This window comes from Streptomyces sp. NBC_00443 (assembly GCF_036014175.1).
GTDB lineage: Bacteria > Actinomycetota > Actinomycetes > Streptomycetales > Streptomycetaceae > Streptomyces.
The window spans coordinates 152,292-174,718 of sequence record NZ_CP107917.1 but is presented as its reverse complement, the minus strand read 5'-3'; the positions used below and the strand labels follow the sequence as shown (position 1 = coordinate 174,718).

Here is a 22,427-nt window from a genome sequence, read left to right as displayed (position 1 = left end):
GCCTGACAGGGAGGTTCACTGCGCCCCTCCCGTCCGCGGTACCACCGGAGCCGCGACCAGGTTCTGGACGTAGGAGTCGAACCAGCGGCCGTTGCCGAGGGTGTTGGTGAAGAGCCGCACATAGGGCGCAAGGAGCTTGATGCTCCGGTCCAGACTGGATTGGTTCCGTTCGAGCATCGTCACCACGCGGTTCAGGCCCTTGAGCGCGGGCCCGATCTCCTTGTCGTTGTCCTGGACCAGGCCGGAGAGCTGGATGCCGAGCGCGGCGGAGCTCTTCAGCAGTCTGTGGATCGCCTCGCGTCGCTTGCTGATCTCTTTGAACAGCTTGTCGCCGTCCTTGACCAGGGCGGTGAAGTCGTCGGATCGGTTGGCCAGTACGCCCGTGACGCCCTTCGCGTGGTCGAGCAGCTCACGCAGCGCCTTGTCGCGGGAGGCCACCGTCCGGGAGATCTGCGACAGGCCCTTGAGGGACGCCCGCACCTCGGCGGGGGAGTCCTCGAAGGTCGTCGAGATGGTGTCCAGCGCTTTTGCCGCGCGGTCGGTGTCGACCTTCTCCGATGTCGTGGTGAGGTCGCTGAACGCCTGTACGACGTCGTACGCGGGGACCGTGCGTTTCAGCGGTATCTCGCTGCCGGGCGCCAACTGGCCTCCGCCCTTGGGGTGCAGTGCGATGTACTTCGCGCCAAGGATCGTCTTGACCCGAATCGACGCGCCGGTCTCCGTCCCGAAGCCTGGCTCGCCCTTGATCTTGAAGGTGATCTTGACGTGGTCGCCGTCGAGGTCGACCTCCTCGACCTTGCCGACCTTGACCCCGGCGACCCGCACCTCATCACCGGGCTTGAGCCCGCCCGCCTCCGCGAAGGCCGCGCTGTACGTCTCGCCGGCGCCGATCACCGGCAGGCGGTCGGCGTTGAAGGCGGCCACGGCCAGCAGGGCGAGGGCGGTGAGGCCGACGGTGCCGATGACGACGGGGTCGCGGTCGCGGAAGGGGATGAGGCGTGGTCGGCGGATCCGCAGATTCGGCAACTTGGGCGGCTCGACGTGCACCTTGAACAGCGGCTGCGGACGCGGCCTGCGGTGCGGCAGGAGCCGTATCTTCGGCAGCCGTGGTGGCTCCACCCGTACCTTGAACAGCGGCTCGGGACCTTGCTTGCGGCTCATGACCCGCACCTCGCCCTCGCCACATGCAGATCAGGCGTGAGTACCTGCTGTGACGTCGACTTCGTCTTCGGCAGTACGATCCGCCCGTCGAAGTCGCACAGGTAGAAGTTGAACCACGAGCCGTAGGACGCCGTCCCCGTCAGCTCGTTGAGCTTGTTCGGCAGCCGCTTCAGGACGCCCTCCACTGTCTTCTCGTTGTCGTTCAGCGTTCCGGTGAGCTCGGTCAGCTCGGCGATGTCGTCCTTCAGCGGCGGACGCGCGTCCTTCAGCAGTCCCGAGGTGGCCTCGGTCAGATCGCCGATGCTCACCAGCGACTCCCCGATGGGCTTGCGGTCGGCGGACAGGCCCGAGATGACCCGGCGCAACTGCTTGAGGAGGCCGGAGAAGCGGGTTCCGCGTTTGTCGAGCGTCTTCAGCACGGTGTTGAGGTTGTCGATCACCGAGCCGATCAGCTGATCGCGGCCGGCCAGCGTCGAGGTGAGCGACGCCGTGTGCACGAGCAGGCTGTTGACGGTGCCACCCTCGCCCTGGAGGGTCTTGATGATCTCGGTGGCGAGCTGGTTGACGTCCTTCGGGCTGAGCGCGGCGAACAGGGGCTTGAAGCCGTTGAGCAGCGCGTTGAGGTCCAACGCCGGTTGCGTGCGCGCCAGCGGGATCGTCGCGCCGGGCCGCAGCAGCCGGGTGCCGTCGCCCGTGCCCTCGGTCAGCGCGACATACCGCTGCCCGACCAGGTTGCGGTACCGGATGACGGCGCCCGTGCTGGTGAGCAGTGGCCGGTCCTGGCCGACGGTGAAGGTGACCTCGGCCAGCGTCCGGTCCTTGATCCGGATGCCCTCGATCTCGCCGACCCGCACTCCGGCGACGCGGATGTCGTCGCCCTCCTCAAGGCCGGTGACGTCGCTGAACACCGCGCGATAGCGATGCTCGGGGGCGAAGGAGATGTTCACGATGGTGGCGGCGAGGAGGGCCGTGGCCAGGATGGTCACCAGCGCGAAAACGCTGAACTTGATGAGGGGAGCAGCGGTCTGCCGCGCGCCTGCGGTCCTCATGCCACACTCACCGCCGTCCCGCGCGCCAGCGGCCCGAACAGCAGTGTCGCGACCGGCGGCACCTCGTCTGCGGGCACCCCCAGGACAGGGGCCACGAGCGAGTCGAGGGCCCGCTGCTCGGCCCGGGTGGCGGTCACGCCGCGCGGGCCGCTGGAGGATGACCCCCCGGACTCCGAACCGTCGTTGAGGTGGGCCCCGGGAGCCGGCACCGGCGGACTCGGCAGATCACGGCAGTGGGGCCCCGACCGCTCGCCGTACCGCGGCTCCTCGCCCGGCTCGTAGGCACCCTGAGGCCGCACGACCTCCAGCGTGATGTGCATCTTGCCGCCCCGGAACGCCTCTTCCGAGGCCTTCTCCTGCCGGACCAGACCGGCCAGCAGACACGGGTACTCGGGGGAGTAGCGGGCGAACAGCTCCAGCGTCGGGCGGGAGACCTGGCCGAGGGCGATCAGCCGGTCGCCGTTCGCGTCGAGGAAGTCCTCTGTGGTGCCGGCGACGGTCGCCGTGGTTCTCAATGCCGCCGCCAGCTGGTCCTTCTGCTCGACGATGGTGCGGCTGGTGGTGACGGTGTTGCGCAGGATGTCCATCAGGTCGGGCGCCGCGTCGCCGTAGATCTCGGCGACCTCGGCGAAGCGGGCGATGTCCTCGGTGAGGGAGGGCAGGTGGGGGTTGAGGCGGCGCAGGTAGGCCTCCAGGCGCGTGAGGTTGTCGCCGATCCGGTCGCCGCGGCCTTCGAGGGCTGTTGCGAACGCGGAGAGGGTGGCGTTGAGCTTGCCGGGCTGGACGGTTCGCAGCAGGGGCAGCAGGTCGTTCATGAGCTGCTGCACCTCGATGCCGGCACGGGTGCGGTCCTGGGTAATGACGTCGCCGGCACGGATGGGGCGGGCGGACGAGCCGGCGGGCGGCACCAGGTCGACGTACTTCTCGCCGAACAGCGTCTTGGGCAGCAGGCGCGCGTGCACGTCGGAGGGAATGTACGCGACATGCTCCGGCTTGAGCGCGATGTCGAGCGTCGCCTTCGTCCCGTCGGCGCGCACCTCGCGCACCTCGCCGACCAGCAGCCCGCGCAGCTTGACGTCGGCCCGCGGATCGAGCTGGTTGCCCAGGCTGTCGGCCTCCAGCGTGATACGCACTACCGGCGTGAACACCTGTCGGTAGACCGCGACCGACAGCCCCAGCAGCAATGCGAGTACGGCGATGAAGACGACGCCGTACAACCGCAGTCTCAGCACCCTCATCCGGCGGCTCACCCCGCGATCCGTACGGTCGTGCTGGCGCCCCATATCGCGAGCGACAGGAAGAAGTCGAGGACGTTGATCGCCACGATCGAGGTCCGCACCGCACGGCCCACTGCCACGCCGACGCCCGCCAGGCCGCCGCCGGCGTAGTAGCCGTAGAAGCAGTGGACGAGGATGATCAGGACAGCGAACACGAGCACTTTGCCGAAGGACCACAACACGTCGACCGGTGGCAGGTACTGCTGGAAGTAGTGGTCATAGGTGCCGGCCGACTGGCCGTAGTAGACCGTTGTGATGGTGCGGGCGGCGACGTAGGAGGACAGCAGGCCGATCACGTACAGCGGGATCACCGCGACGAATCCGGCGATCATCCTCGTCGTCACCAGGAACGGCAGCGAGGGCACGCCCATCACTTCGAGCGCGTCGGTCTCCTCGCTGATCCGCATCGCGCCCAGCTGGGCCGTGAACCCGGCGCCGACGGTCGCGGACAGGGCGAGTCCGGCCACCAGCGGGGCGATCTCGCGGGTGTTGAAGTACGCCGAGAGGAACGCGACGAAGTTGGAGGTGCCGAGCTGGTTGAGGGCCGCGTAGCCCTGGAGGCCGACTTCGGTGCCGGTGAAGAATGACAGGAAGGCGATCACGCCGACCGTGCCGCCCACGACCGCCAGCGCGCCCCGGCCGAAGCTCACCTCGGCCAGCAGCCGGAGGATCTCCTTCTTGTAGCGGCGCAGGGTACGTCCGGTCCACGCCAACGAGTGGCCGTAGAAGGTGAGTTGGGTGCCCAGCGCTTCCAGGGAGCGCAGAGGGCGGTTGAGAAGTCTCATCGGCTAACCCCTCTGCGGAACGACCTGGAAGTACACCGCGGTCATCACGAAGTTGGTCACGAACAGCAACATGAAGGTGATCACCACCGACTGGTTCACCGCGTCGCCCACACCCTTCGGGCCGCCTTTCGCGGTGAGTCCCTTGTACGAGGCGACGATCGCGGCGATTGCGCCGAAGACGAGTGCCTTGATCTCGGCCGCCCACAGGTCGGAGAGCTGGGCGAGGGTGGTGAAGGAAGCGAGGTAGGCGCCCGGAGTGCCGTTCTGCAGGACGACGTTGAAGAAGTAGCCGCCTGCCACGCCGACCACCGACACAAGGCCGTTGAGCAGGACCGCGACCAGCATCGATGCCAGCACCCGCGGCACTACCAGCCGGTGGATGGGATCGATGCCCAGCACCTGCATCGCGTCGATCTCGTCGCGGATCTTCCGTGCCCCGAGGTCCGCGCAGATCGCCGTGCCGCCGGCGCCCGCGATCAGCAGCGCGGTGACGATCGGCGAGGCTTCGCGCAGCACGGCCAGCACGGAGGCGGCGCCCGAGAAGGACTGGGCTCCGAGCTGTCGCGTGAGGCTGCCGATCTGCAGTGCGATGACCGCGCCGAAGGGGATGGAGACCAGGGCCGTCGGAAGAATCGTCACACTCGCGATGAACCATGCCTGCTGGATGAACTCCCTTGCCTGGAAGGGCCGCCGGGGAATCGTCCGGGCGACGTCCAGCGCCATCGCGAACAGGCTCCCCGAGTGCCGCAGCGCTCCGATCGGTGAAAGGCTCATGCGCCGACCACCGTCTTCTGGTGCAGCGCGGCCTCGCGTCGGGCGATCGCTTCCCAGCGGGGAGACCGGGGATACCCGGCCCCGGCAGTAGGCGGGGGTCGGAGTCTGGCTGCCGGGAGACTCTGTGCCCTTGGCGTCGTCGCCGAGGGCGGCCAGCTCCTGCTCGACCTGTGCGGCGTCCTTCTCCTCCGCCATGCCGATGGGGCCCTGCATGCGGCCGTTCAGGAACTGCCGCACAACGGGCTCGTTGCTGGTCAGCAGTTTCTCGCGCGGCCCGAACGTGACCAGCTCGCGGCGGAACAGCAGCCCGATGTTGTCCGGCACCTGGCGGGCGGAGGAGATGTCGTGCGTGACGATCAGGAAGGTCGCGTCGATCTGGGCGTTGAGGTCGACGATGAGCTGGTTGAGGTAGGCGACCCGGACCGGGTCGAGGCCCGAGTCGGGTTCGTCGAAAAGGATGATCTCCGGGTCGAGCACCAGGGCCCGGGCCAGTCCCGCCCGCTTCCGCATTCCGCCGGAGATCTCGCCGGGCAGTTTTCCCTCGGCACCGATCAGCCCGACCATGTCCATCTTGTCCAGCACGATGCGCCGGACCTCGCTCTCGGACTTCCGGGTGTGCTCGCGCAGCGGGAAAGCGATGTTGTCGTACAGGTTCATCGAGCCGAACAGCGCGCCGTCCTGGAACAGCACGCCGAAGAGCTTGCGCACCTCGTACAGATCGTGCTCGCGAAGCTTGGTGATGTCCCGGCCCTGGATCGTGATCGATCCTCGCTCCGGCTTCAGCAGTCCGACGAGCGTCTTGAGGAACACTGACTTGCCCGTGCCCGACGGCCCGAGCATGACCGAGACTTCCCCGGCGGGCAGCGTCAGTGAGACGTCCTGCCAGATGACCTGGTGACCGAAGGACTTGGTCAGCCCTTCCACACAGATCTCGACACCCATCCGGTCCACCCTTCAGCCCATGGAGCAGCTCTGACACTTGCTCTACGGGGAGGGGCGGGGCGTCCGTCGCTCGGGTGGTGGATTTTTTCGAGCGGGATTCGGGGCGGGGGGGACGGGGGGCTAGGACTGTTTGATCGGAGTCACGGCTGAGGGGGCGCCGTGGGGAGCTGCAGCCACTCGGACGGCACGGCGGGGGCTCGACCGGCAGGTCTGGGGGCTCGGGCAGTTCCGGCACCTCGGGCCGTCCCGCTACCTCTGGCACACGTGGCACCTCCGGCGCGGACAGCACTGGCAGCGGGGACATCGAGATCTTCGGCACCGCCACTTCCGGCAGCGACGGCACAGACAGCGGCGGGAGCGATTCTCCCGACGGCGACCCGGTCGCCTTCGGTTCGGCCGCCGAGGCCGTGGTCCGGTTCCCCTGAGGAGCCCTGCCCCCAGCGCTGATGTCCGGCCGCAACTCCTCCACACCCGGCGAAGCAACAATGGGACGCGGAGCAGTACCGCCCTCGCCCCCGCCCCCGTCGAGCGTGTACGGCAGCACGAACCCCGCCACCGCCAGCGTCGCCGCCGTGGAAGCAATCGCCACGGCCTGCACCTTGCCGCTGCCCCGCGGCCGTCCGATCAGGAACAGCGCGCATCCGAGCGTCGCGGCCAGCGACTGGCGCAGCGTCCGCCGCGCCCGGGCCAGCAGCGACTCGACGGTCCGGTAGCTCAGCCCCATCCGGACGGCGACCTGGCCGACGTCGAGATCCTCCGACTTCAGCCGCAGCGCCTCGGCCTGCCGAGCGGGCAGCTCACCACTGCGGACTGCCAGCCACTTCGCCTCGGCCCGGTCGCACACCGCCTCCTCGACGGGCACCGGGCCGGGGGAGATGAGAGTCGGGCTGGTGTGCACCTGGGCCTCACGGTTCACCTGCCGGTAGCGGTCGACGCACAGCCGCATCGTCACCGTTGTCAGCCACGCCGCGAGCCGCTCGTCGTCCAGGTCGGGGCGCTCAGCGGCGCGCAGCATCGCCTCGTGCACCGCGTCCTCGGCGTCCTCCGCACTCATCGACCTGCGCCGGGCCACCTTGAGCAACTGCTCGCGGTGGCTCCACATGCGCTGCCAACGGTCGGCGGCGGCGTGCATCTCCGCAGGTGTTGCTGCGGCTATGTCCGCAGGCGTCTCCGTCCCCATGAGGACCCCTTCGCTCTCTCCCACCGGTCTCGTGCCGTCCGGCGGGGGGCGACATTACCGCCGAGTATCCGCGGTTGTGGAGGGGACGGCTGTCATCGAGTCCGCGCTGTTACTGGTCAGAGGGTCTTCACCGGCCAGGAGGTCCTCGGCTCGGTCACGAGCTGTGGAGTGCGTTGCCGTCTTTGAACCGGCATCCGATGCCTCCGACCCTTTGGGCAGGTCAGGTCCCGTCGAGGTGGTGAGTATCGATGGGGCGCCCGAGGGCACGCGCCCTCAGTGCACAGGTGTGGACGCGTGCAGGGGTCGCCACCTGGACAGCCTGGCGGCCGTACCCTGCCCGGACGCGCCTGGGCGGCGTCATGGTCGACTGACTCGCCTTCGGCGGGACCGCCACCGAAACAGGCACCGGCTCCTGCCGGCTCGCCCCAGATCCGAGCCCAACAGCCCGAGGGCCAACCGTCGTCACTCCTGCCGCACCGCGAGCTCTCCTTCTGGTAGCGACACGATGCGCCAGGCTCCTTGCCTTGTGATCTGCCAGGCTTCACACGCCGAATGTGCCTAGCAGTTGAGTTCGCAGTACGTGGTTGAACTTGCCGAGGACAGCCCGTGGGTGTCCGTACCGGCTGTGCTGGAGTCGCGAAGCAGACGATGCGGTGGCGAAGGGCTCGCATGCCTTCGCGCTGAACGGGCTTAAGCGGGTCGGCAGTTGGGGTCAGGCACGGCCTGCCGTGTCGTAGAGACTCGGCAAGCTGCCGTTCGCCGATCGAGGCTGCCCTTCTGAGGCCCAGAGGGCGGGGCCGGGCGTCGTACGGCTTCAGCTGTATCGGCTATGACTCCGAGCGCAGCCCCAACGCGCTGTGCTGAATCGCCCCAGCGGGCGCATCGTCGGAGCCGGGCTTCCGTTGCGTCAACTCCACCAGTTTCGAGCGGAGGTCATGCGCTGGTTCGCCGAGCACGATGCCGCTGATTACCAGCTCAAGCATGACGCAGTCGTACTCGTCGTCCGTGCTCCGATAGCGCTTGGGGTCGCGTTCTACGACCGCACGAGTAATGCGCCACCCGTCATGATCCATCGGCGCGAAGGTCGCCGCGAAGACTCCGTGACCGGTCCAGCTTCGGTGCAGGAAGACAACTTCGTCCTCCGCGAAGACGCTCCACTTCTCGTCCATGCCCCGCGACGCGTAGCCGCGCTGGATCCGCTCCCAGTCTTCATCTGACCAGATCCGTTGGGGCAGCTGCGACATCGTCTGAGGGGTGGATATCGGCTGGATGCGACGGGAAACCGTGGACCGGGTTACGCGTTCGGCGGAGGGCATGCAGTGATCTTACGGAACAAGTCGAACCTGACCACAGCAGCTCCTTGAGCGATCTCGTTGCGAAACGATGGCGGTGAAGCCGGTGGCGGCTGCGCCGACTCGAGCGCCGTCGCGGCCGGTATGAGGGATGGCAGCGGTGGCTGGGCTACGACTGGCGGTAGCCGCGTGGGCGGTGTCGTCCTCGGTGGCTGCGGGTGGAGCGAAGACGGGTGGGTCGCCGCCACGGCTGGGGCTGGGCGGGCACGGTCACGGCTGGGTGGCGGTGGCCGTGCGGAGGCCGCTGTCGGCTGCGGAGACCGCGTGTATGGCCGGCGGCAGCGGCAATGTCCGGATCGGGTCCTGGGCCGCGAGTGGTCAGGGCACCCGCGGCGGACACGCCAGAGGCGTTGCCGTCCGTTACGTTTCCCACGCCGGGGGCACGTGTCGTGCGGTGGGCTGTTCCTGGGCCAGAACTGGGCTCGGGTTTTGGCAGCGCGGATTGTCGGGCCTGGGTGATGGCGCCCCGCTCCGGTGGTGGCCGCGGGTTCTGACTTGTCGTCGGCTATCTCGGGTGGCATGGTCCTGGTCTCTGGCAGGTCTCCTTGCGTGGTTGCGGCGGCTGCGACTGGACCGCGCGTGATCCGACCTTGGTGCGGAGGTGTCGGCAAGTCTGTCCGTGGTGGCTGTGTGTGCCCGCTAGAGTTCCTGTTGTGAGGCGCTGATCAGGGCAGATCCAGATGTCCGGGAGCGGTGTCCTAGTCGTCGTGCGGTGCGTTGTCAATGCCCGACACGCGCGCAGAAGTGTGACGGGGTGTCAGTGAGGTCCCCCGTACGGCCCACTGATGTGGCCAAGTCGCTTCTGCTGTCGCTTTTTGATGGTCCGTCACATGTGTCGTTCCGGGTTCTTGAACGCCCGATCGGCCCCGTTCTGATGGCTGTCATGGATTTCTGAAGTGGCGACAGAATTCGGCGTGAGTAGCTTCTTTCGTAGGCGGCCGGGTCGGCTGGCATCCCTGAGAGAAGGAGAAAGCATTATGCCTGCGAGAGGGAGAAGCGGAATGCGTACGCGTACCGTGGTCGGGATCGCATTGTCGGTGGGCGTCACCGTCGTCGCTGCAACCACCGTGAACTATGCGTCGGCTTCAAATTCGGTTCCGGAGTCCGCCGCGTCGGTGCAGGAGGCTGCGGCCTCCTTGCCTCAGGGAGGGGACGTGGGCGGGAACGGGCAGACGGGCGGGGACGGGCAGATGGGCCGGGACGGGCAGACGGGCCGGGACGGGCGGTCGAATCACGGCGACTGGAGGGACGATGACGACCGCGAACGGGTCTATGTCAACGAGCGGACGTATTCGGTCAAGGGGGGTGAGTGCATCGCTGTAATCAGTAGTCCGGCGACCAGCTTCAACGTCCGGAACGAAACTGACAAGAGGATCGAATTCTTCACCGGAATCACGTGCGACAACGGTGCCGCAATTGCGACGATCGGGCGCGGAGACTCCAGCAGTGCAATCCCGGGAACGGTTGTTTTCGACGGGAGCGTGGTGCCGTTCGCACTCGTCGGCAGCTTCCGGGCAGTCGACAGGAAGCACCACTGAGGGGGTAGCGGCGACCCGGCCCGCGTGGCATGCGGCCCCCGGCCCGCCGCCACTGGGCCGGGCCCTGACCGTCGAGCCGTGGGACGGCAGTAGACGCGATCCCTGCCCCTCACCCCTGGCTGCCTGCTCACGGCCCGAGATGGGCACTGCCGGCCTCCTGTACCGGGGCTGTACGGTCGGTGACTGTGGCGACGGCATCGGAGACCAGTCCTGAGTCACGGACGGCCAAGACGCCCGCGGCGGCGAACGCGCAGTCGCGGGCGCGCAGGGCACCGCACCCCCACGCCAGGGTGCACGCGATGCGCTGATCCGTTCCCCGGGACACGACCGACTCGATCCAGAACAGTAGAAGTCACCCACGATGGGCCAGGACGGTTCGGTCCGGGCCTCATCGCGCGCATGGTTCGCCCCCGACGCGCAGGCGGCCGGGCCCTGATGGCGAACGTGACTGGCGTCCATGTCGCATCGCCGGTCGCACGACTGGTGACTCAGACGGTCACGGCGGATCCTCTCCGCCTGCCCTGTGCGCTGAGCCGGGGGAGTGCCTGGTTTGCCCTTGCAGATCGGCATAAGGGCACGCGCCACGGCCAGGGGCCGGTCTCGAACAGTGGTGGCATGCAGCTTGCGGCCGGGGAATCGCACCGGCGGCCGGTGCGGCTGACGGGCCGTCGGCGCGGCATGTCACGGGCACCGCAAAGCCCTCGCAGTGATCGGGCGGCCGCGATCTTCAGGGTCCTGGGATGCTCGCCGGATGTGGCGTGAACGGATCCTTCAAGTGAGGGCGGACGCGGAGCTTGCTGAGCCGGCGACCAGCGAAGCATTGGCCGAGGTCGAACGTGTGCTCGGGCAGCCGCTTCCCGTGGATCTTGCGTTCCTGCTCCGCGAGTGCAACGGAGTGCGCGGGCACGACGGCACCGACGTGGTGTGGAGTGCCGAGCGGATCGCTGAGGAGAACGTGTCCTTGCGTGCCTCTGCGGACTTCGCCACGCTGGTCACGTCGGCGTGCTGTTGTCGGTGAGCTGGTCGACGGCGGTGAGGATGACGTGGGGATCGCCGACCTCTGTAGGGATGGTCTCGGTGCCGGTCAGGCGGATCGGAGCGCCGGCCACCGGCTGGCCTCTGCGGCGATCAGCGGGCCGAAGCGGAAGGAGCGCGGCCCATGTCACCGCCCCGACCTGCGCTTACACTGAGCCCATAAGGGACGTTCGTGACGTACCGGAATCATCGTGCGCTGTCAGCGGATGCTCGTACCGGCCCTCGCCCTGGTCCTCGTAGTGGTGCCCGCGATCTCCGCGCGGGCACAGGGTGAGGAAGTCCCGCGCGGCCCCACGTTCGCCGCGCGCGCTCTGCAGGCGCTGATCGACGGTATCCAGTTCGGAGTGATCATCGCGATCACATCGGTCGGGCTCTCACTGATCTTCGGCACCATCCACCTGATCAACTTCGCGCACGGTGAGTTCGTCACGATCGGCGCCACCTTCGCGTTCTTCCTCAACGCCTCCGCGGCCGGGCCGGGCTGGCACCTGATTCCCGCCGCCCTCGCCGCGGTGGTCTTCGGCGCCCTGCTGGGCGGAGCGGTCGATCGCGGCATCTGGCGCCCGCTGCGGGCACGGGGCACCGGGCTGATCAACATGTTCATCGTCACCATCGGGCTCTCGCTACTGCTGCGCCACGTCGTACTCGTGCTGTACGGAACCCGCCCCGCCTCCTACGCGCAGTACGACATCCAGAGCACGATCGACCTGGGCCCGGCCGGCATCACCCCACGGGACCTCACGGTCACCCTGCTCGCCGTGCTGGTGCTGCTCGGCATCGCCGCGCTCCTGCAGAAGACGCGGATCGGCACGGCCGTCCGGGCCGTCTCCGCCAACCGTGACCTCGCGGAGGCCTCAGGCATCGACGTGCAGCGGGTTGTGCTGTTCGTGTGGATGCTCGCCGGCGGACTGGCCGCACTCGGTGGCGTCTTCTTCGGCCTGGTGGAGATCGTCACCTGGGACATGGGCTTCAAACTCCTGCTGCTCATGTTCGCGGGGATCATCCTGGGCGGCCTCGGCTCCGCCTACGGTGCGATGGTCGGCAGCCTCGTCATCGGCATCGTCGCCCAGATGTCCACCCTGTGGTTCCCGGTCGACCTGCAGTACGCCTGGGCGCTGCTCGTCCTCATCCTCGTTCTCCTCGTCCGGCCGCAGGGCATCCTCGGCCGGGCCGAACGTGTCGGGTGAGGAGCGCGCCATGGACTTCTCGGCCATCGTCTCCGACGCACTCCGCTCCGGAATCGGCCCCATCGCCGCCGTCTACGCCCTCGCCGCGATGGGGCTGAACCTGCACTTCGGTTACACGGGGCTGCTGAACTTCGGCCAGGTCGGGTTCATGTTGGTCGGCGGTTACGGACTCGCCATCACGGTGTCGACGTACGGCGGCCCGATGTGGCTCGGAGTCCTGGGCGGAATCGCGTGCGCGATCGTGCTGGCCCTGCTCCTCGGCCTGCCCACTCTGCGGCTGCGCGCCGATTACCTCGCGATCACCACGATCGCGGCGGGGGAGGCGCTACGGCTGTTCTACCGCTCCAACTGGGCCGAGCCGGTCACCGGTGGGGTCTTCGGGCTGCAGAGATTCGCGAACGACTTCTACGAAATCAGCCCCATCGAGCCCGGCACCTACGGCGTGTGGCTCGTGAGGTTCAGCTCCCGCGATCTCTGGGTGATGATCGTCGGATGGGCGCTGGTGCTCGTGGTCGGAGGTCTGCTGGCCCTGCTGATCCACAGCCCCTGGGGCCGTGTCATCCGGTCGATCCGTGATGACGAGGTCGCCGCGCGCAGCCTCGGCAAGAATGTCTACGCGTACAAGATGCAGAGCCTCGTGCTCGGTGGCGTCATCGGGGCGGTCGCGGGCATGATGCAGGCGATCCAGGTGCAGTCCGTGAACCCGGACAACTACGATCCGGGCGTCACGTTCTTCCTGTACACGCTGCTCGTGCTGGGAGGCGCCGGGCGCATCCTCGGGCCGGTCGTCGGCTCGATCCTGTTCTGGTTCGTCCTCAGCTTCCTCGACAGCGCGCTGCGCCAGGCCATCGACGCCGAGTACATCTCGCCGGACCTCATCAGCACGTCGGAGGTCGGCGCGGTGCGCTTCGCCCTGGTCGGGGTCGCCCTGATCCTGCTGGTCACGTTCCGGCCACAGGGCATCCTCGGCAGCCGGAAGGAGATGTTGCTCAGTGGCCGCTGACCCTGTCGTGTCCCAACCGGGCCGACTCTTCGCGATCGATCCCGAGCCGGGGGTGCGCAAGCCCGATCCCCTGCTGGTCCTGGACCAGGTGACCCGCACCTTCGGCGGCCTCGTCGCCGTGCGGGTCGAGCACCTGGAGGTGCAGCGCGGGGCCATCACGGCGCTCATCGGGCCCAACGGCGCCGGCAAGACCACGTTGTTCAACGTGGTGAGCGGGTTCGACCGGGCCGACGGCGGCCGTTGGTCGTTCGACGGACAGCCGCTCACCGGTGCCCCGGCGCACCGGGTGGCACGGCGCGGAATGGTCCGTACGTTCCAGCTCTCCAGGGCGGTTGCCCGGCTCACGGTGCTGGAGAACCTGCTGCTCGCCGCACCCGGACATCGCGGCGAGCGGGTGTTGCCGGCGCTGCTGAGACCGCTGTGGCGCGGGCAGGAGCGGGAGTTCGAGCGCCGGGCCGACGAACTGCTGGACCGGTTCCGGCTCGGGCCCCTGCGCGACGACCATGCCGGCACGCTCTCCGGCGGCCAGCGCAAACTGCTGGAACTGGCCCGCGCGCTGATGACCCGGCCGGTCATGCTCCTGCTCGACGAGCCGATGGCCGGGGTGAACCCCGCGCTGACCCAGTCGCTGCTCGGACACATCACGCAGCTGCGCGAAGAGGGGCTGACGGTTTGCTTCGTCGAGCACGACATGGACGTGGTCATGGGCATCAGCGACTGGGTGGCCGTCATGGCCGACGGCCGCCTTGTGGCCGAGGGCCCACCGCACACGATCGGCCGGAACGCCGCCGTCGTGGACGCCTACTTGGGCAAGCGGCACGACGAGCCGGACGCCACCGACGAGAAGGGCGAGGAGGGGTAGCGATGTCCGCTGAGGAGCAGGCACCGGTGCTGGCGGCCGACGGCATCGTCGCCGGTTACGTCCCCGGTGTCGATGTGCTGCGTGGATGCAGCGTCGAGGTGCGACCGGGCGAGGTGGTCGGCGTGATCGGCCCCAACGGCGCCGGCAAGTCGACGCTGGTCAAGACAGTCTTCGGGTTGCTGCAGGTGCGCGGCGGGACCGTGCGGCTGCGCGGCGAGGACGTGACCGGCCGGCCCGCGCACGAACTGGTCCGGCGGGGCGTGGGCTACGTACCGCAGTTGCAGAACGTTTTCCCCACGCTGACCGTCGAGGAGAACTTGCGGATGGGCATGTATCTGCGGCCCAAGGACCACGCGCGGCGGGTCGCGGCCGTCGAGGAACTCTTCCCCGTTCTGGCCGACCGCCGCAAGCAGAAGGCCGGCGCGATGTCCGGCGGCGAACGCCAGATGCTCGCGATGGCCCGCGCCTTGATGATGGAGCCGCAACTGCTGCTGCTCGACGAGCCGTCGGCCGGCCTGTCACCGCTCCATCAGGACCACGTCTTCGACCGGTGCAGAATGATCAACAGCGCGGGCGTAGCCGTGCTCATGGTCGAGCAGAACGCCCGCAGGTGCCTGCAGTTCTGCGACCGCGGCTACGTCCTCGACCAGGGCCGCAACGCGTACACGGGCACGGGTACGGCCCTGCTGCACGACGAGAAGGTGATCGAGCTCTACCTCGGCACGCTCGCCCGTGTCCGTTGACTCCCGCTGTCAGTCCTCCTGGTCACTCCTCGGCCTTGCTGGTCTCGGTGCGCAGGGTCTGCAACTTTCCCTGGTCGTCGTAGCCGTACACCTCGATCGACGCCTGGCCGGGTTCGCCCTGGTCGGTGAAGTCGAGCGGCCCGCTCACACCGTTGTAGTCGATGTCCCTGCCGTCGGCGAGCAGCTCCTTGCAGGCGGCGAACGAGTTGCACTTCTCGCCGTCCTTGGTGATCCCGTTCATCTCCTTCACGTACTCGCCCGGGTCGTCGGACTCCGCCTTCTCGGCGGCGAGCGCGATCGTCGTCACGCAGTCGAACACCTGCGGTGCGAACTGCAGCTCCTTCAGATCCGGCGCGAATTCCTTGAGGTCCTTCACATACTGCTCGTTCGACGCCGATGCCGGTGCGGTCCCCTTCATCCCGGAGAGCTTCTCGGGCTGGCCCGGGGCGACCAGTGAGGGCAGTTCCTCACTCCGCAGTCCGTCGGCGCCGTAGACACCGATCCGGTCGGGCCCGAGTCCGGACTCGATCATGCCCTGCAGGATCTGGGTGCCCTCCTCGAACGCGATCACTACGGCGGCGTCCGGCCTGGAGTTCTCCATCTGCTGAACGACCTGGTCGAAGTTGGTCGCCTTCGGGTCGTAGGTCTCGGCGAGGGTCACCGTCGCTCCGCGGTCCTCCAGCGTCTTCCGGGTGGCCTCCATCAGGCCGCGACCGTAGTCGTCCGCCCGTGCGACCAGGGCCACCCGATTGTGGCCGTCATCGCGGACGACATCCGCCAGGATGGGCCCCTGCAGTGCGTCGCTCGGGACGGTACGGAAGTAGAAGCCGTCGTCCTCGTAGTCGGTGAAGGTGGGAGCGGTGTTCGACCCCGAGCACTGCACGACGCCCGCTCCGGTCACTCGGTCGATGAACGCCAGCGACATTCCGGAAGCCGCGGCGCCGACGATCGCGTCCACGCCTGCCGCGAGGACCCGGTCCGCCGACTGCGCGGCAACGGCCTCCTGGCCCGCCTCGTCACTGGAGACCACAGTCGGCACGGAGTTGCCCAGGACCCCGCCGGCGTCATTGATCTTCTGTATCGCGAACTTCAACGACTCGATCTGGGGTGGGCCGAGGTAGGCCAACTGTCCCGTCTCCGGCAGGACGTAGCCGAACTGGAGCTCGCCGTCACCCGGCTCGGCCTGGGCAGTGCCCGTCGAACCGCAGACGGCTATCACAAGAGCAGCCGCGCTTGCGAAGATCGCGGACCGTCGTATCGACGCTTTCATCTCCGCCTCCGCTCGTTACAGGCGGCGGTGGTCGACTGGCCGGCCGTCCGCCCGCCATCTGTACATGAGAGTAGAACTCATTTCGAGTCGGGAAAAGCGCAAACGTACACTTTTGCGATGGGTTGCGCTCTTCGCCCCGGCCGGTCAGTGTCGACGCCGGGTGGCGGCGCCCCGGATCGACTTCATCGAGGCGAGCCGAGATGGCATCGCCCCCTGGAGACGAGCATGCCGAAGACCGCCCGGCCACCCGGGCGGTCTTCACGCGGTCGGTCCGCCGTTGCGGTCAGGCGTCGGAGCCCGGCGGGTGGCCGTCGTCCTGGACGATGTGGAGCCGAGGCCTCGTCGCGCCCTTGCGCTGCGCCAGGCCACGGAATCGCGGTTGCGTACTGCTCCCGAGCAGTCGGCACACGCCCTGGGGATGAGCGGCTCGTCGGGCGGGCGGACTAGGTCGGAAACCCTCCGGAACTCTCCGGGAAGGGCCTTTTCGTCCATGCCTTTCTCTCGGTGTGGCACCAGAAGCACCGCCCGGCCCGCGGGCTTGCCCGGCAGTCGCCGCCGCGTGCAGCCGGGACAGCGCCCGCTCCGCGCCCACGAGTTCCTCCTGCTCAGCCCGGACAGTTCCGTGGCCGTGCTCTTGGGTCGGGCCGGTTCAGGCCTTGGGCAGGGTGTAGGTCCGCGCCGCGGGCACCTCGTGGGCCGGTTCGACGTTCGCGAGGCCGCCGGTGGCCGTCTTCGCCGGCTTGTGGATGAAGCTCTGGTACGTCGCCGGCTTGGTGCGGTCCGAGAAGTCCAGCGGCACGCCGAGCACGGTGAGCCGGGACTGCTTGCGGTGGGCAGCGGCTATGCCCTCGCGCGTCAGGTCCTTCGCCTTGCAGGCCGCCCTGAGGTCCTCGCCGAGGACGCTGATCGCGTTCCAGCCGCTGACCACACCCGGGTCGAGCGGGTCCTTCGGGTACTTCGCCTTGTAGTCCTTGGCGAGCTTCTGCATCGCGGGGTTGTCGGCGCTGAACGCCGGGGCGGGGCTCACCACCTGGAGCATCTTCTCCAGGGCGGGTCCGACCGGGGTCGCAAGCAGCTGCGGGGCGAAGCCCGGCGAGCTGGTGAGAACCGGGACGGCGAAGCCCGCGGCGGCGGCGGTGCCGACCAGGGCGGCTGTCTGACGCGGACCGGCGCTGATCAGGATCGCCTTGACGCGGGCCTGCTTGAGCGCGGTGACCTGGGCGGTCAGGTCCTGGTCGGTGGGCTTGATCTTCTGCCCGACGATGGTCAGCTTCGCCTTCTTCGCCGCGTAGGTGGCACCGGCGAGCGCGTTCTCGCCGTACTCACCCTCGAAGTAGACGTGGCCGATCTTGTCGCCCGCTTTCAACTTGGCCGTACGGACGACGTGGTCGACGCCGTTGATCATGTCGATGTCGTAGGTGGAGCCGACCACCTGGACGTATTCGCGGCCCAGCAGGGAGGAGGCCCAGGCCATCGGGAACGTGAGCAGGTGCTTGGACTCGAGTTCCTGCGACAGCGAGGACACCACGGGGGAGCCGACCATCTGGGACACGGCGGCTACGTTCGGCTCGGTCTCGGTGAACGCGGACACCGCCTTCTGGACGTCGTAGCCGTGGTCCTTGACGGTGATCCTGACGGTCCGGCCGCAGATGCCGCCGGAGGCGTTGAGCTGGTCGGCGTACAGCTGCTGGGCGTTGACGATGCTCTTGCCGAGCGAGGCGTACGGGCCGGTGAGGTCGGTCAGCGCGCCCAGGGTGATGGCCTTCTCCGTCACTCCGGGGCCGGTCTTGACGCCGTCGCTGCCGGCGCCGTTCGCGTCGGTACCGCTCTTGGTGCTGCAGGCCGTGGCGCTCAGGGCGAGTGCGGTGATGACGGCTGCTGCCGGGGCAAGTCGGGTGCTTCTCACAGGGTGTGCTCCTTCGGGGCGGTGCGGGTGCGCAGAGGGAAACGCCGGGTGCGGGGGGAGCCGTCGCCGTTGCGGCGCGGCCGTCTGTGAGCCAGTCCGGCCAGGCCGCCGGGGGCGAAGATCAGAACGAGGACGATCGCGGTGCCGTAGAGGTAGCGGGCCGCGTCGCCCGGGGACACGCCGGATCCTGTGGTGCCGGGAGCGGTGAGCAGGGGCAGGTCGTCGGCGTACTTGGTGAGCAGGTGGGGGATCAGGGCGACGAAGACCGCGCCGCAGGCCGCGCCGCCCACCGAGCCGAGGCCGCCGATGACGATCATCGCGAGGTAGTCGATGGACAGCAGCAGGCCGAAGTGATCGGGAACGACGCGCTTGAACACCAGGGCCAGCAGGGCGCCCGCGGCACCCGCGTACATCGAGGAGACGATGAAAGCGGTGGCGCGGTAGCGGGTGAGATGGACTCCCATCACGGCGGCGGCGACCTCGCTGTCGCGTACGGCGCCGAGGGCGCGGCCGGGGCGTCCACGCAGGATGTTTCGGGCGGCGAGCCAGGCCACGGCCACCAGGGCCAGGCCGACGTACCACAGACGCTCCAGTCCGCCGAAGGGGACGCCGAGGACGGCGAGCCCGTCGGGGGAGGCGTCGGTGAAGGAGAAGCCGAGGATGTCCAGCGGCGGTACGGAACGGCCGTTGAAGCCGCCGGTCACGTGCGGGGCGTTGAGCATCATGTGATGGCCGAGGAAGACCAGTGCGAGGGTGGCGATGCCCAGGTACATGCCGCGCAGTCGGCCCGAGATGGGGCTGAACAGGCCGCCCGCCGCGCCGGCGAGCACGCTCGCAAGCACGAAGGCGAGGACCGGCGGGAGCCCGAGGCCGTACAGGCTGCTGGAACCGGTGCCGGACGGCTCTGCCGCCAGCCACACATAGCCGTACGCGCCGACGGCGAGGAAGAAGGCGTGGCCGAGGGAGAGCTGTCCCGTCGTTCCGGAGAGCAGGTTCAGACCGATGGCGCCGATGACGGCGGCCATCGCGAACAGGCCCGTCTGGAGCCAGAACGAGGTGACGTAGAAGGGGAGGGCGAGTAGGACCAGTACGCCGGCGGTCAGAGTGGCCGCGCGCCGCCCGCGGGGGGCGAGCCTGCCGGACCAGCGGGCCTGGACGGACGGGGAATCGGCGGGTGTGGAGGCGGGAGCCGCCACGGTGTCGACGGTGCCAGTGGTGTCAGAGGAGCCAGTGGTGTCGCGGGTGTCAGACACGGGTCAGCTCCTTCGATCCGAAGAGACCGGTGGGGCGGACCAGGAGCACGAGCACCATCACGAGGTAGGGGGCCACATCGGAGAAGCCGGCGCCGAGGACGCTCAGCTCGTTCTGGTAGCCGGCGGCCATGGCCGCGGTCAGGCCGATCACCAGGCTTCCGATGAGTGCGCCGACGGCCGAGTCCATGCCGCCGAGAATCGCCGCGGGGAAGGCGCTCAGGGCGATCTGACTGGTCGTACGGTCGAGGCCCGGCGCGGGGAACGCGGCGAGGAACACGGCGGCGAGCGCGGCCAGCGCCCCGGCGACGCACCAGGCGATGAGCCGTACCCGGTCCAGCCGTATCCCCATCAGGGCCGCGGCTTCCGGGTCGGCGGCGGCGGACCGCATGGACAGCCCCCATCGGGACCAGCGGAAGGCGGCGAAGAACGAGCCCATGACGATGACCGCGACGACGATGCTCGCGATCCGCGCGTCGGCGACGGTGATGCTGCCGAGCCGGGTCACTTCGGCGCCCCAGGGGTCGCCCATGGTGAGGTAGTCCGCGCCGACCTGCCGGTTGAGTTCGGTGCTGAGCAGAACGTCCACGCCGATGGTGAGGATGGTCAGCGTGTGGATCTCCGTGCCGCGCAGGCCGCGGGTGGCCAGCAGTTGGACGAGTCCGGCGAGAGCCGCGGCGAGCGCGGCGCCGACGAGGACGGCGGGGATGAAGCCGATGGCGTCGTGGAGGCGGGCCGTGACGTAGCCGCCGAAGAGCAGCAGGGAGCCGTGTGCGAAGTTCATGACGCCGGACGCCTTGAAGATCACGACGAACCCCAGGGCTATCAGCGCGTAGACGGACCCGAGCGCCAGGCCGTTGAGGACGGTTTCGGTGAGCTTGATCATGATGCTTCCTCCGAGTCGCGCTCGGTGTCCGGGGCGGTGTCCGAGGCAGTGGCCTCGGCGGTGTCCGTGCCGGTGCCGGTGCCGGTGCCGGTGCCCGCGTCCGTATCCGAGTCCGTGTCCGCGGCAGTTTCCGGTTTCGGCTCGGCTGCCGGTTTCGGCTCGGTGTCCTGGACCGGAGTGCCGAGATACGCGCTGATGACCGCCGGGTGGTTCTGGATCTGCTCGGGCGGCCCGTTCGCGATGAGGCGGCCGAAGTCGAGCACGGTCACGGAGTCGGCGATCCGCATGATCAACCCCATGTCGTGCTCGACGATGAGGATCGAGATGTTCAGGGCGTCACGCACCCGGGCGATCGTCTCGGCCATCGCCGAGCGCTCGGTGGGGTGCATGCCGGCGACTGGCTCGTCGAGCAGCAGCAGTCTGGGCTCCATGCAGAGCGCACGCGCCATCTCCACCCGCTTGCGGTCGCCGTACGCGAGCCCGCCGACCGGCTTGTCGAACGCCGGGCCGAGGCCCAGGAAGTCGGCGATCTCGGCCGCACGCTCCCGGTGGCGACGCTGCTCGCGCACCGTATGGGGCAGCCGCAGCGCGCTCGCCGTGAAGCCTGCCCGGGTCAGCCGGTGCCGGCCGAGCATGAGGTTGTCGGCGACGGTCCCGTGGGTGAGCACGATGTTCTGGAAGGTGCGGGCCACGCCGAGCTGAGCGATGCGGTGCGGTGCGAGGCGGGTGAGGTCCTTGTCCGCGTACCGGACGGCTCCGGCGGTGGCGCGGTAGACGCCCGATATGACGTTGAAGCAGGTCGACTTGCCAGCGCCGTTGGGGCCGATGAGTGCGTGGATCGTGCCGGGCGTGACCGTGAAAGACAGGTCGTCGAGCGCGACCAGTCCGGAGAAACGCACGGTCAGGTTCTCGACCGCGAGGGCCGGGACCGGGTCAGGCCGGCTGTCCGGCCGGGGGGCCGTGACGGCCTCGGAGGTCGTGGGCGTTGTGCCTGTGCTCATCCGTTCCACCTGCCAAGCTCGGTCAGTCCCGGTCCCGTCACGGACGGAGCGCTCGCGGCCGTCGCGTACGAGGCGTCGCCGTCCGCGTCGGACGCGCCGCAGCCGGTCTCGTGCGTCTCGCCCAGGTACAGCCGTCGGACCTCGTCCGCCGCGGCGAGGTCGGCCGACGCCCCCTCCAGCCGCACCTGGCCGACGTCCAGCACCGACGCACGGTCGGACAGCTCGAGGGCCATCGCGGCGTTCTGCTCGACGAGGAGGATCGAGGTCCCCTGGGCGTTGATCTCACGGATGATCTCCGCGATGTGCTGGACCATCAGCGGTGCGAGCCCCAGCGAGGGTTCGTCGAGGAGCAGCAGCCGCGGCGCCGCCATCAGCGCGCGGCCCATCGCGAGCATCTGCTGCTCACCGCCGGACATCAGCCCGGCGGCCTGCCGCCGCCGCTCGGCCAGCACCGGGAACTGCGCAAAGACGCGCTCGCGGGCCGCCCGAAATTTGGCGCGGGAGCGGGATGCCGAGCCGAGGAACCCGGCCCGGAGGTTGTCCTCCACCGAAAGGGCGCCGAAGATCCGTCGGCCCTCGGGCACCTGCACCACGCCGGCGGCCACGGACCGCGCGGCGTCCCCCCTCAGTCGTGCGCCGTCGAAGTGCACCGTGCCGCGCTCGACCGTGCCGCGGTGCAGGGCGAGGGTCCCGGAGACCGCACGGAGCAGCGTGGACTTTCCCGCTCCGTTGGAGCCGAGTACGGCCACGATCCGACCCTGCGGAACGGTCAGCGACACCCCGTGGAGCGCCTGCACGGACCGTCCATAGCTGACGTGCAGATCGCTGACCCGAAGGGTCCCGGCCTCGGTCTCAGCCTCGCTCTCGACCTCGGTCTCTGGTGGGCTCATCTGGGCGTTCTCCTTGCTCATCGTCGAGCGGGCGGGTGCCGGCGCCGAGCTGGAGCGTTACGAGAACACGGCGGTAGCAGGGCGTCCATGGACTGGGAGCGAGCCGCTGTGAGTTCCCAGCCGGGGCGTGATCCGCTTGTGAGGGGGCACAATCCGTACCTCCTGCTGTGCGTGGCTCGTCACGATTTGACGGACGTTTCTCCCTGGGGGGTGACCGACTGCTTAGCATGTGGATTCCTTGAAGTGCGCTCCACCGGCACAGGCCGATCGCCGACCGGTGGAGCCACCCCCCTGCGACCCGCGCAGCGCAAGACATGGCGACCCGCCGTGGTGTTC

At 68.9% G+C, this 22,427-nt stretch carries 18 protein-coding genes and 3 pseudogenes; 6 read left to right on the top strand and 15 right to left on the bottom strand.

What is annotated here, in order from left to right; translation table 11 throughout:
- Positions 1 to 15: 15 nt before the first annotated feature.
- From OHO27_RS00815 to OHO27_RS00790, 6 genes and pseudogenes are all read right to left on the bottom strand, one after another.
- The gene (locus OHO27_RS00815) at positions 16 to 1,161 is read right to left on the bottom strand and encodes an MCE family protein (protein WP_328419318.1); all 1,146 of its coding nucleotides are present in this window, start codon (positions 1,159 to 1,161) and stop codon (positions 16 to 18) included.
- Entirely contained in the window at positions 1,158 to 2,210 is a 1,053-nt protein-coding gene (locus tag OHO27_RS00810; protein WP_328419317.1) for an MlaD family protein, read from the bottom strand. The genes OHO27_RS00815 and OHO27_RS00810 overlap by 4 nt, the downstream gene beginning before the upstream one ends.
- Positions 2,207 to 3,448, bottom strand: a complete 1,242-nt coding sequence (locus OHO27_RS00805) for an MCE family protein (RefSeq protein WP_328419315.1) — start codon at positions 3,446 to 3,448, stop codon at positions 2,207 to 2,209. Before OHO27_RS00805 ends, OHO27_RS00810 begins: the two co-directional genes overlap by 4 nt.
- 8 nt (positions 3,449 to 3,456) lie before the next feature.
- Positions 3,457 to 4,272, bottom strand: a complete 816-nt coding sequence (locus OHO27_RS00800) for an MlaE family ABC transporter permease (protein ID WP_328419313.1) — start codon at positions 4,270 to 4,272, stop codon at positions 3,457 to 3,459.
- A gap of 3 nt (positions 4,273 to 4,275) precedes the next feature.
- Positions 4,276 to 5,046 (bottom strand): MlaE family ABC transporter permease, encoded by a 771-nt coding sequence (locus OHO27_RS00795; RefSeq protein WP_328430308.1) that lies wholly within the window; start codon positions 5,044 to 5,046, stop codon positions 4,276 to 4,278.
- Positions 5,043 to 5,988, bottom strand: a pseudogene (locus OHO27_RS00790) (ABC transporter ATP-binding protein). Before OHO27_RS00790 ends, OHO27_RS00795 begins: the two are co-directional and overlap by 4 nt.
- Positions 5,989 to 6,473: 485 nt before the next feature.
- On the opposite strand from OHO27_RS00790, the gene OHO27_RS00785 reads away from it, so the two are divergent.
- The gene (locus OHO27_RS00785; protein ID WP_328419311.1) at positions 6,474 to 6,701 is read left to right on the top strand and encodes a hypothetical protein; all 228 of its coding nucleotides are present in this window, start codon (positions 6,474 to 6,476) and stop codon (positions 6,699 to 6,701) included.
- Between the two features lie 2 nt (positions 6,702 to 6,703).
- Here OHO27_RS00785 and OHO27_RS00780 read toward each other — a convergent pair.
- The 3 genes and pseudogenes from OHO27_RS00780 to OHO27_RS00775 form a co-directional block, all read right to left on the bottom strand.
- A pseudogene (locus OHO27_RS00780) lies at positions 6,704 to 7,042 on the bottom strand (RNA polymerase sigma factor); the annotation flags it as partial.
- A gap of 588 nt (positions 7,043 to 7,630) precedes the next feature.
- Positions 7,631 to 7,711, bottom strand: a pseudogene (locus OHO27_RS43025) (hypothetical protein); the annotation flags it as partial.
- Between the two features lie 284 nt (positions 7,712 to 7,995).
- Entirely contained in the window at positions 7,996 to 8,412 is a 417-nt protein-coding gene (locus OHO27_RS00775; RefSeq protein ID WP_328430307.1) for a hypothetical protein, read from the bottom strand.
- 1,109 nt (positions 8,413 to 9,521) lie between these two features.
- Between OHO27_RS00775 and OHO27_RS00770 the strand changes: the two genes are divergently transcribed.
- From OHO27_RS00770 to OHO27_RS00750, 5 genes are all read left to right on the top strand, one after another.
- Positions 9,522 to 10,058, top strand: coding sequence for a hypothetical protein (locus OHO27_RS00770; protein ID WP_328419309.1), 537 nt, complete (start codon positions 9,522 to 9,524; stop codon positions 10,056 to 10,058).
- Between the two features lie 1,226 nt (positions 10,059 to 11,284).
- Positions 11,285 to 12,280: a branched-chain amino acid ABC transporter permease gene (locus tag OHO27_RS00765; protein WP_328419307.1), complete on the top strand. Its 996-nt coding sequence runs from the start codon at positions 11,285 to 11,287 to the stop codon at positions 12,278 to 12,280.
- A gap of 10 nt (positions 12,281 to 12,290) precedes the next feature.
- Positions 12,291 to 13,283: a branched-chain amino acid ABC transporter permease gene (locus tag OHO27_RS00760; protein WP_328419305.1), complete on the top strand. Its 993-nt coding sequence runs from the start codon at positions 12,291 to 12,293 to the stop codon at positions 13,281 to 13,283.
- Positions 13,273 to 14,145 carry an ABC transporter ATP-binding protein gene (locus tag OHO27_RS00755; protein ID WP_328419303.1) on the top strand — a complete coding sequence of 291 codons (873 nt, stop codon included), beginning with the start codon at positions 13,273 to 13,275 and terminating at the stop codon, positions 14,143 to 14,145. Before OHO27_RS00760 ends, OHO27_RS00755 begins: the two co-directional genes overlap by 11 nt.
- 2 nt (positions 14,146 to 14,147) lie before the next feature.
- Entirely contained in the window at positions 14,148 to 14,888 is a 741-nt protein-coding gene (locus tag OHO27_RS00750; protein WP_328419301.1) for an ABC transporter ATP-binding protein, read from the top strand.
- Between the two features lie 22 nt (positions 14,889 to 14,910).
- On the opposite strand, the gene OHO27_RS00745 is transcribed toward OHO27_RS00750, so the two are convergent.
- From OHO27_RS00745 to OHO27_RS00720, 6 genes are all read right to left on the bottom strand, one after another.
- Positions 14,911 to 16,158, bottom strand: a complete 1,248-nt coding sequence (locus OHO27_RS00745) for an ABC transporter substrate-binding protein (RefSeq protein ID WP_328419299.1) — start codon at positions 16,156 to 16,158, stop codon at positions 14,911 to 14,913.
- Between the two features lie 649 nt (positions 16,159 to 16,807).
- Positions 16,808 to 18,064 carry an ABC transporter substrate-binding protein gene (locus OHO27_RS00740; RefSeq protein WP_328419297.1) on the bottom strand — a complete coding sequence of 419 codons (1,257 nt, stop codon included), beginning with the start codon at positions 18,062 to 18,064 and terminating at the stop codon, positions 16,808 to 16,810.
- Positions 18,061 to 19,317 (bottom strand): branched-chain amino acid ABC transporter permease, encoded by a 1,257-nt coding sequence (locus OHO27_RS00735; RefSeq protein ID WP_443059500.1) that lies wholly within the window; start codon positions 19,315 to 19,317, stop codon positions 18,061 to 18,063. Before OHO27_RS00735 ends, OHO27_RS00740 begins: the two co-directional genes overlap by 4 nt.
- Positions 19,310 to 20,200, bottom strand: coding sequence for a branched-chain amino acid ABC transporter permease (locus tag OHO27_RS00730; protein WP_328419295.1), 891 nt, complete (start codon positions 20,198 to 20,200; stop codon positions 19,310 to 19,312). The genes OHO27_RS00735 and OHO27_RS00730 overlap by 8 nt, the downstream gene beginning before the upstream one ends.
- A complete protein-coding gene (locus OHO27_RS00725) occupies positions 20,197 to 21,201 on the bottom strand; it encodes an ABC transporter ATP-binding protein (protein ID WP_443059499.1) in 1,005 nt (334 codons plus the stop codon). Before OHO27_RS00725 ends, OHO27_RS00730 begins: the two co-directional genes overlap by 4 nt.
- Positions 21,198 to 22,091 (bottom strand): ABC transporter ATP-binding protein, encoded by an 894-nt coding sequence (locus tag OHO27_RS00720; RefSeq protein ID WP_328419293.1) that lies wholly within the window; start codon positions 22,089 to 22,091, stop codon positions 21,198 to 21,200. Before OHO27_RS00720 ends, OHO27_RS00725 begins: the two co-directional genes overlap by 4 nt.
- Positions 22,092 to 22,427: the final 336 nt, after the last annotated feature.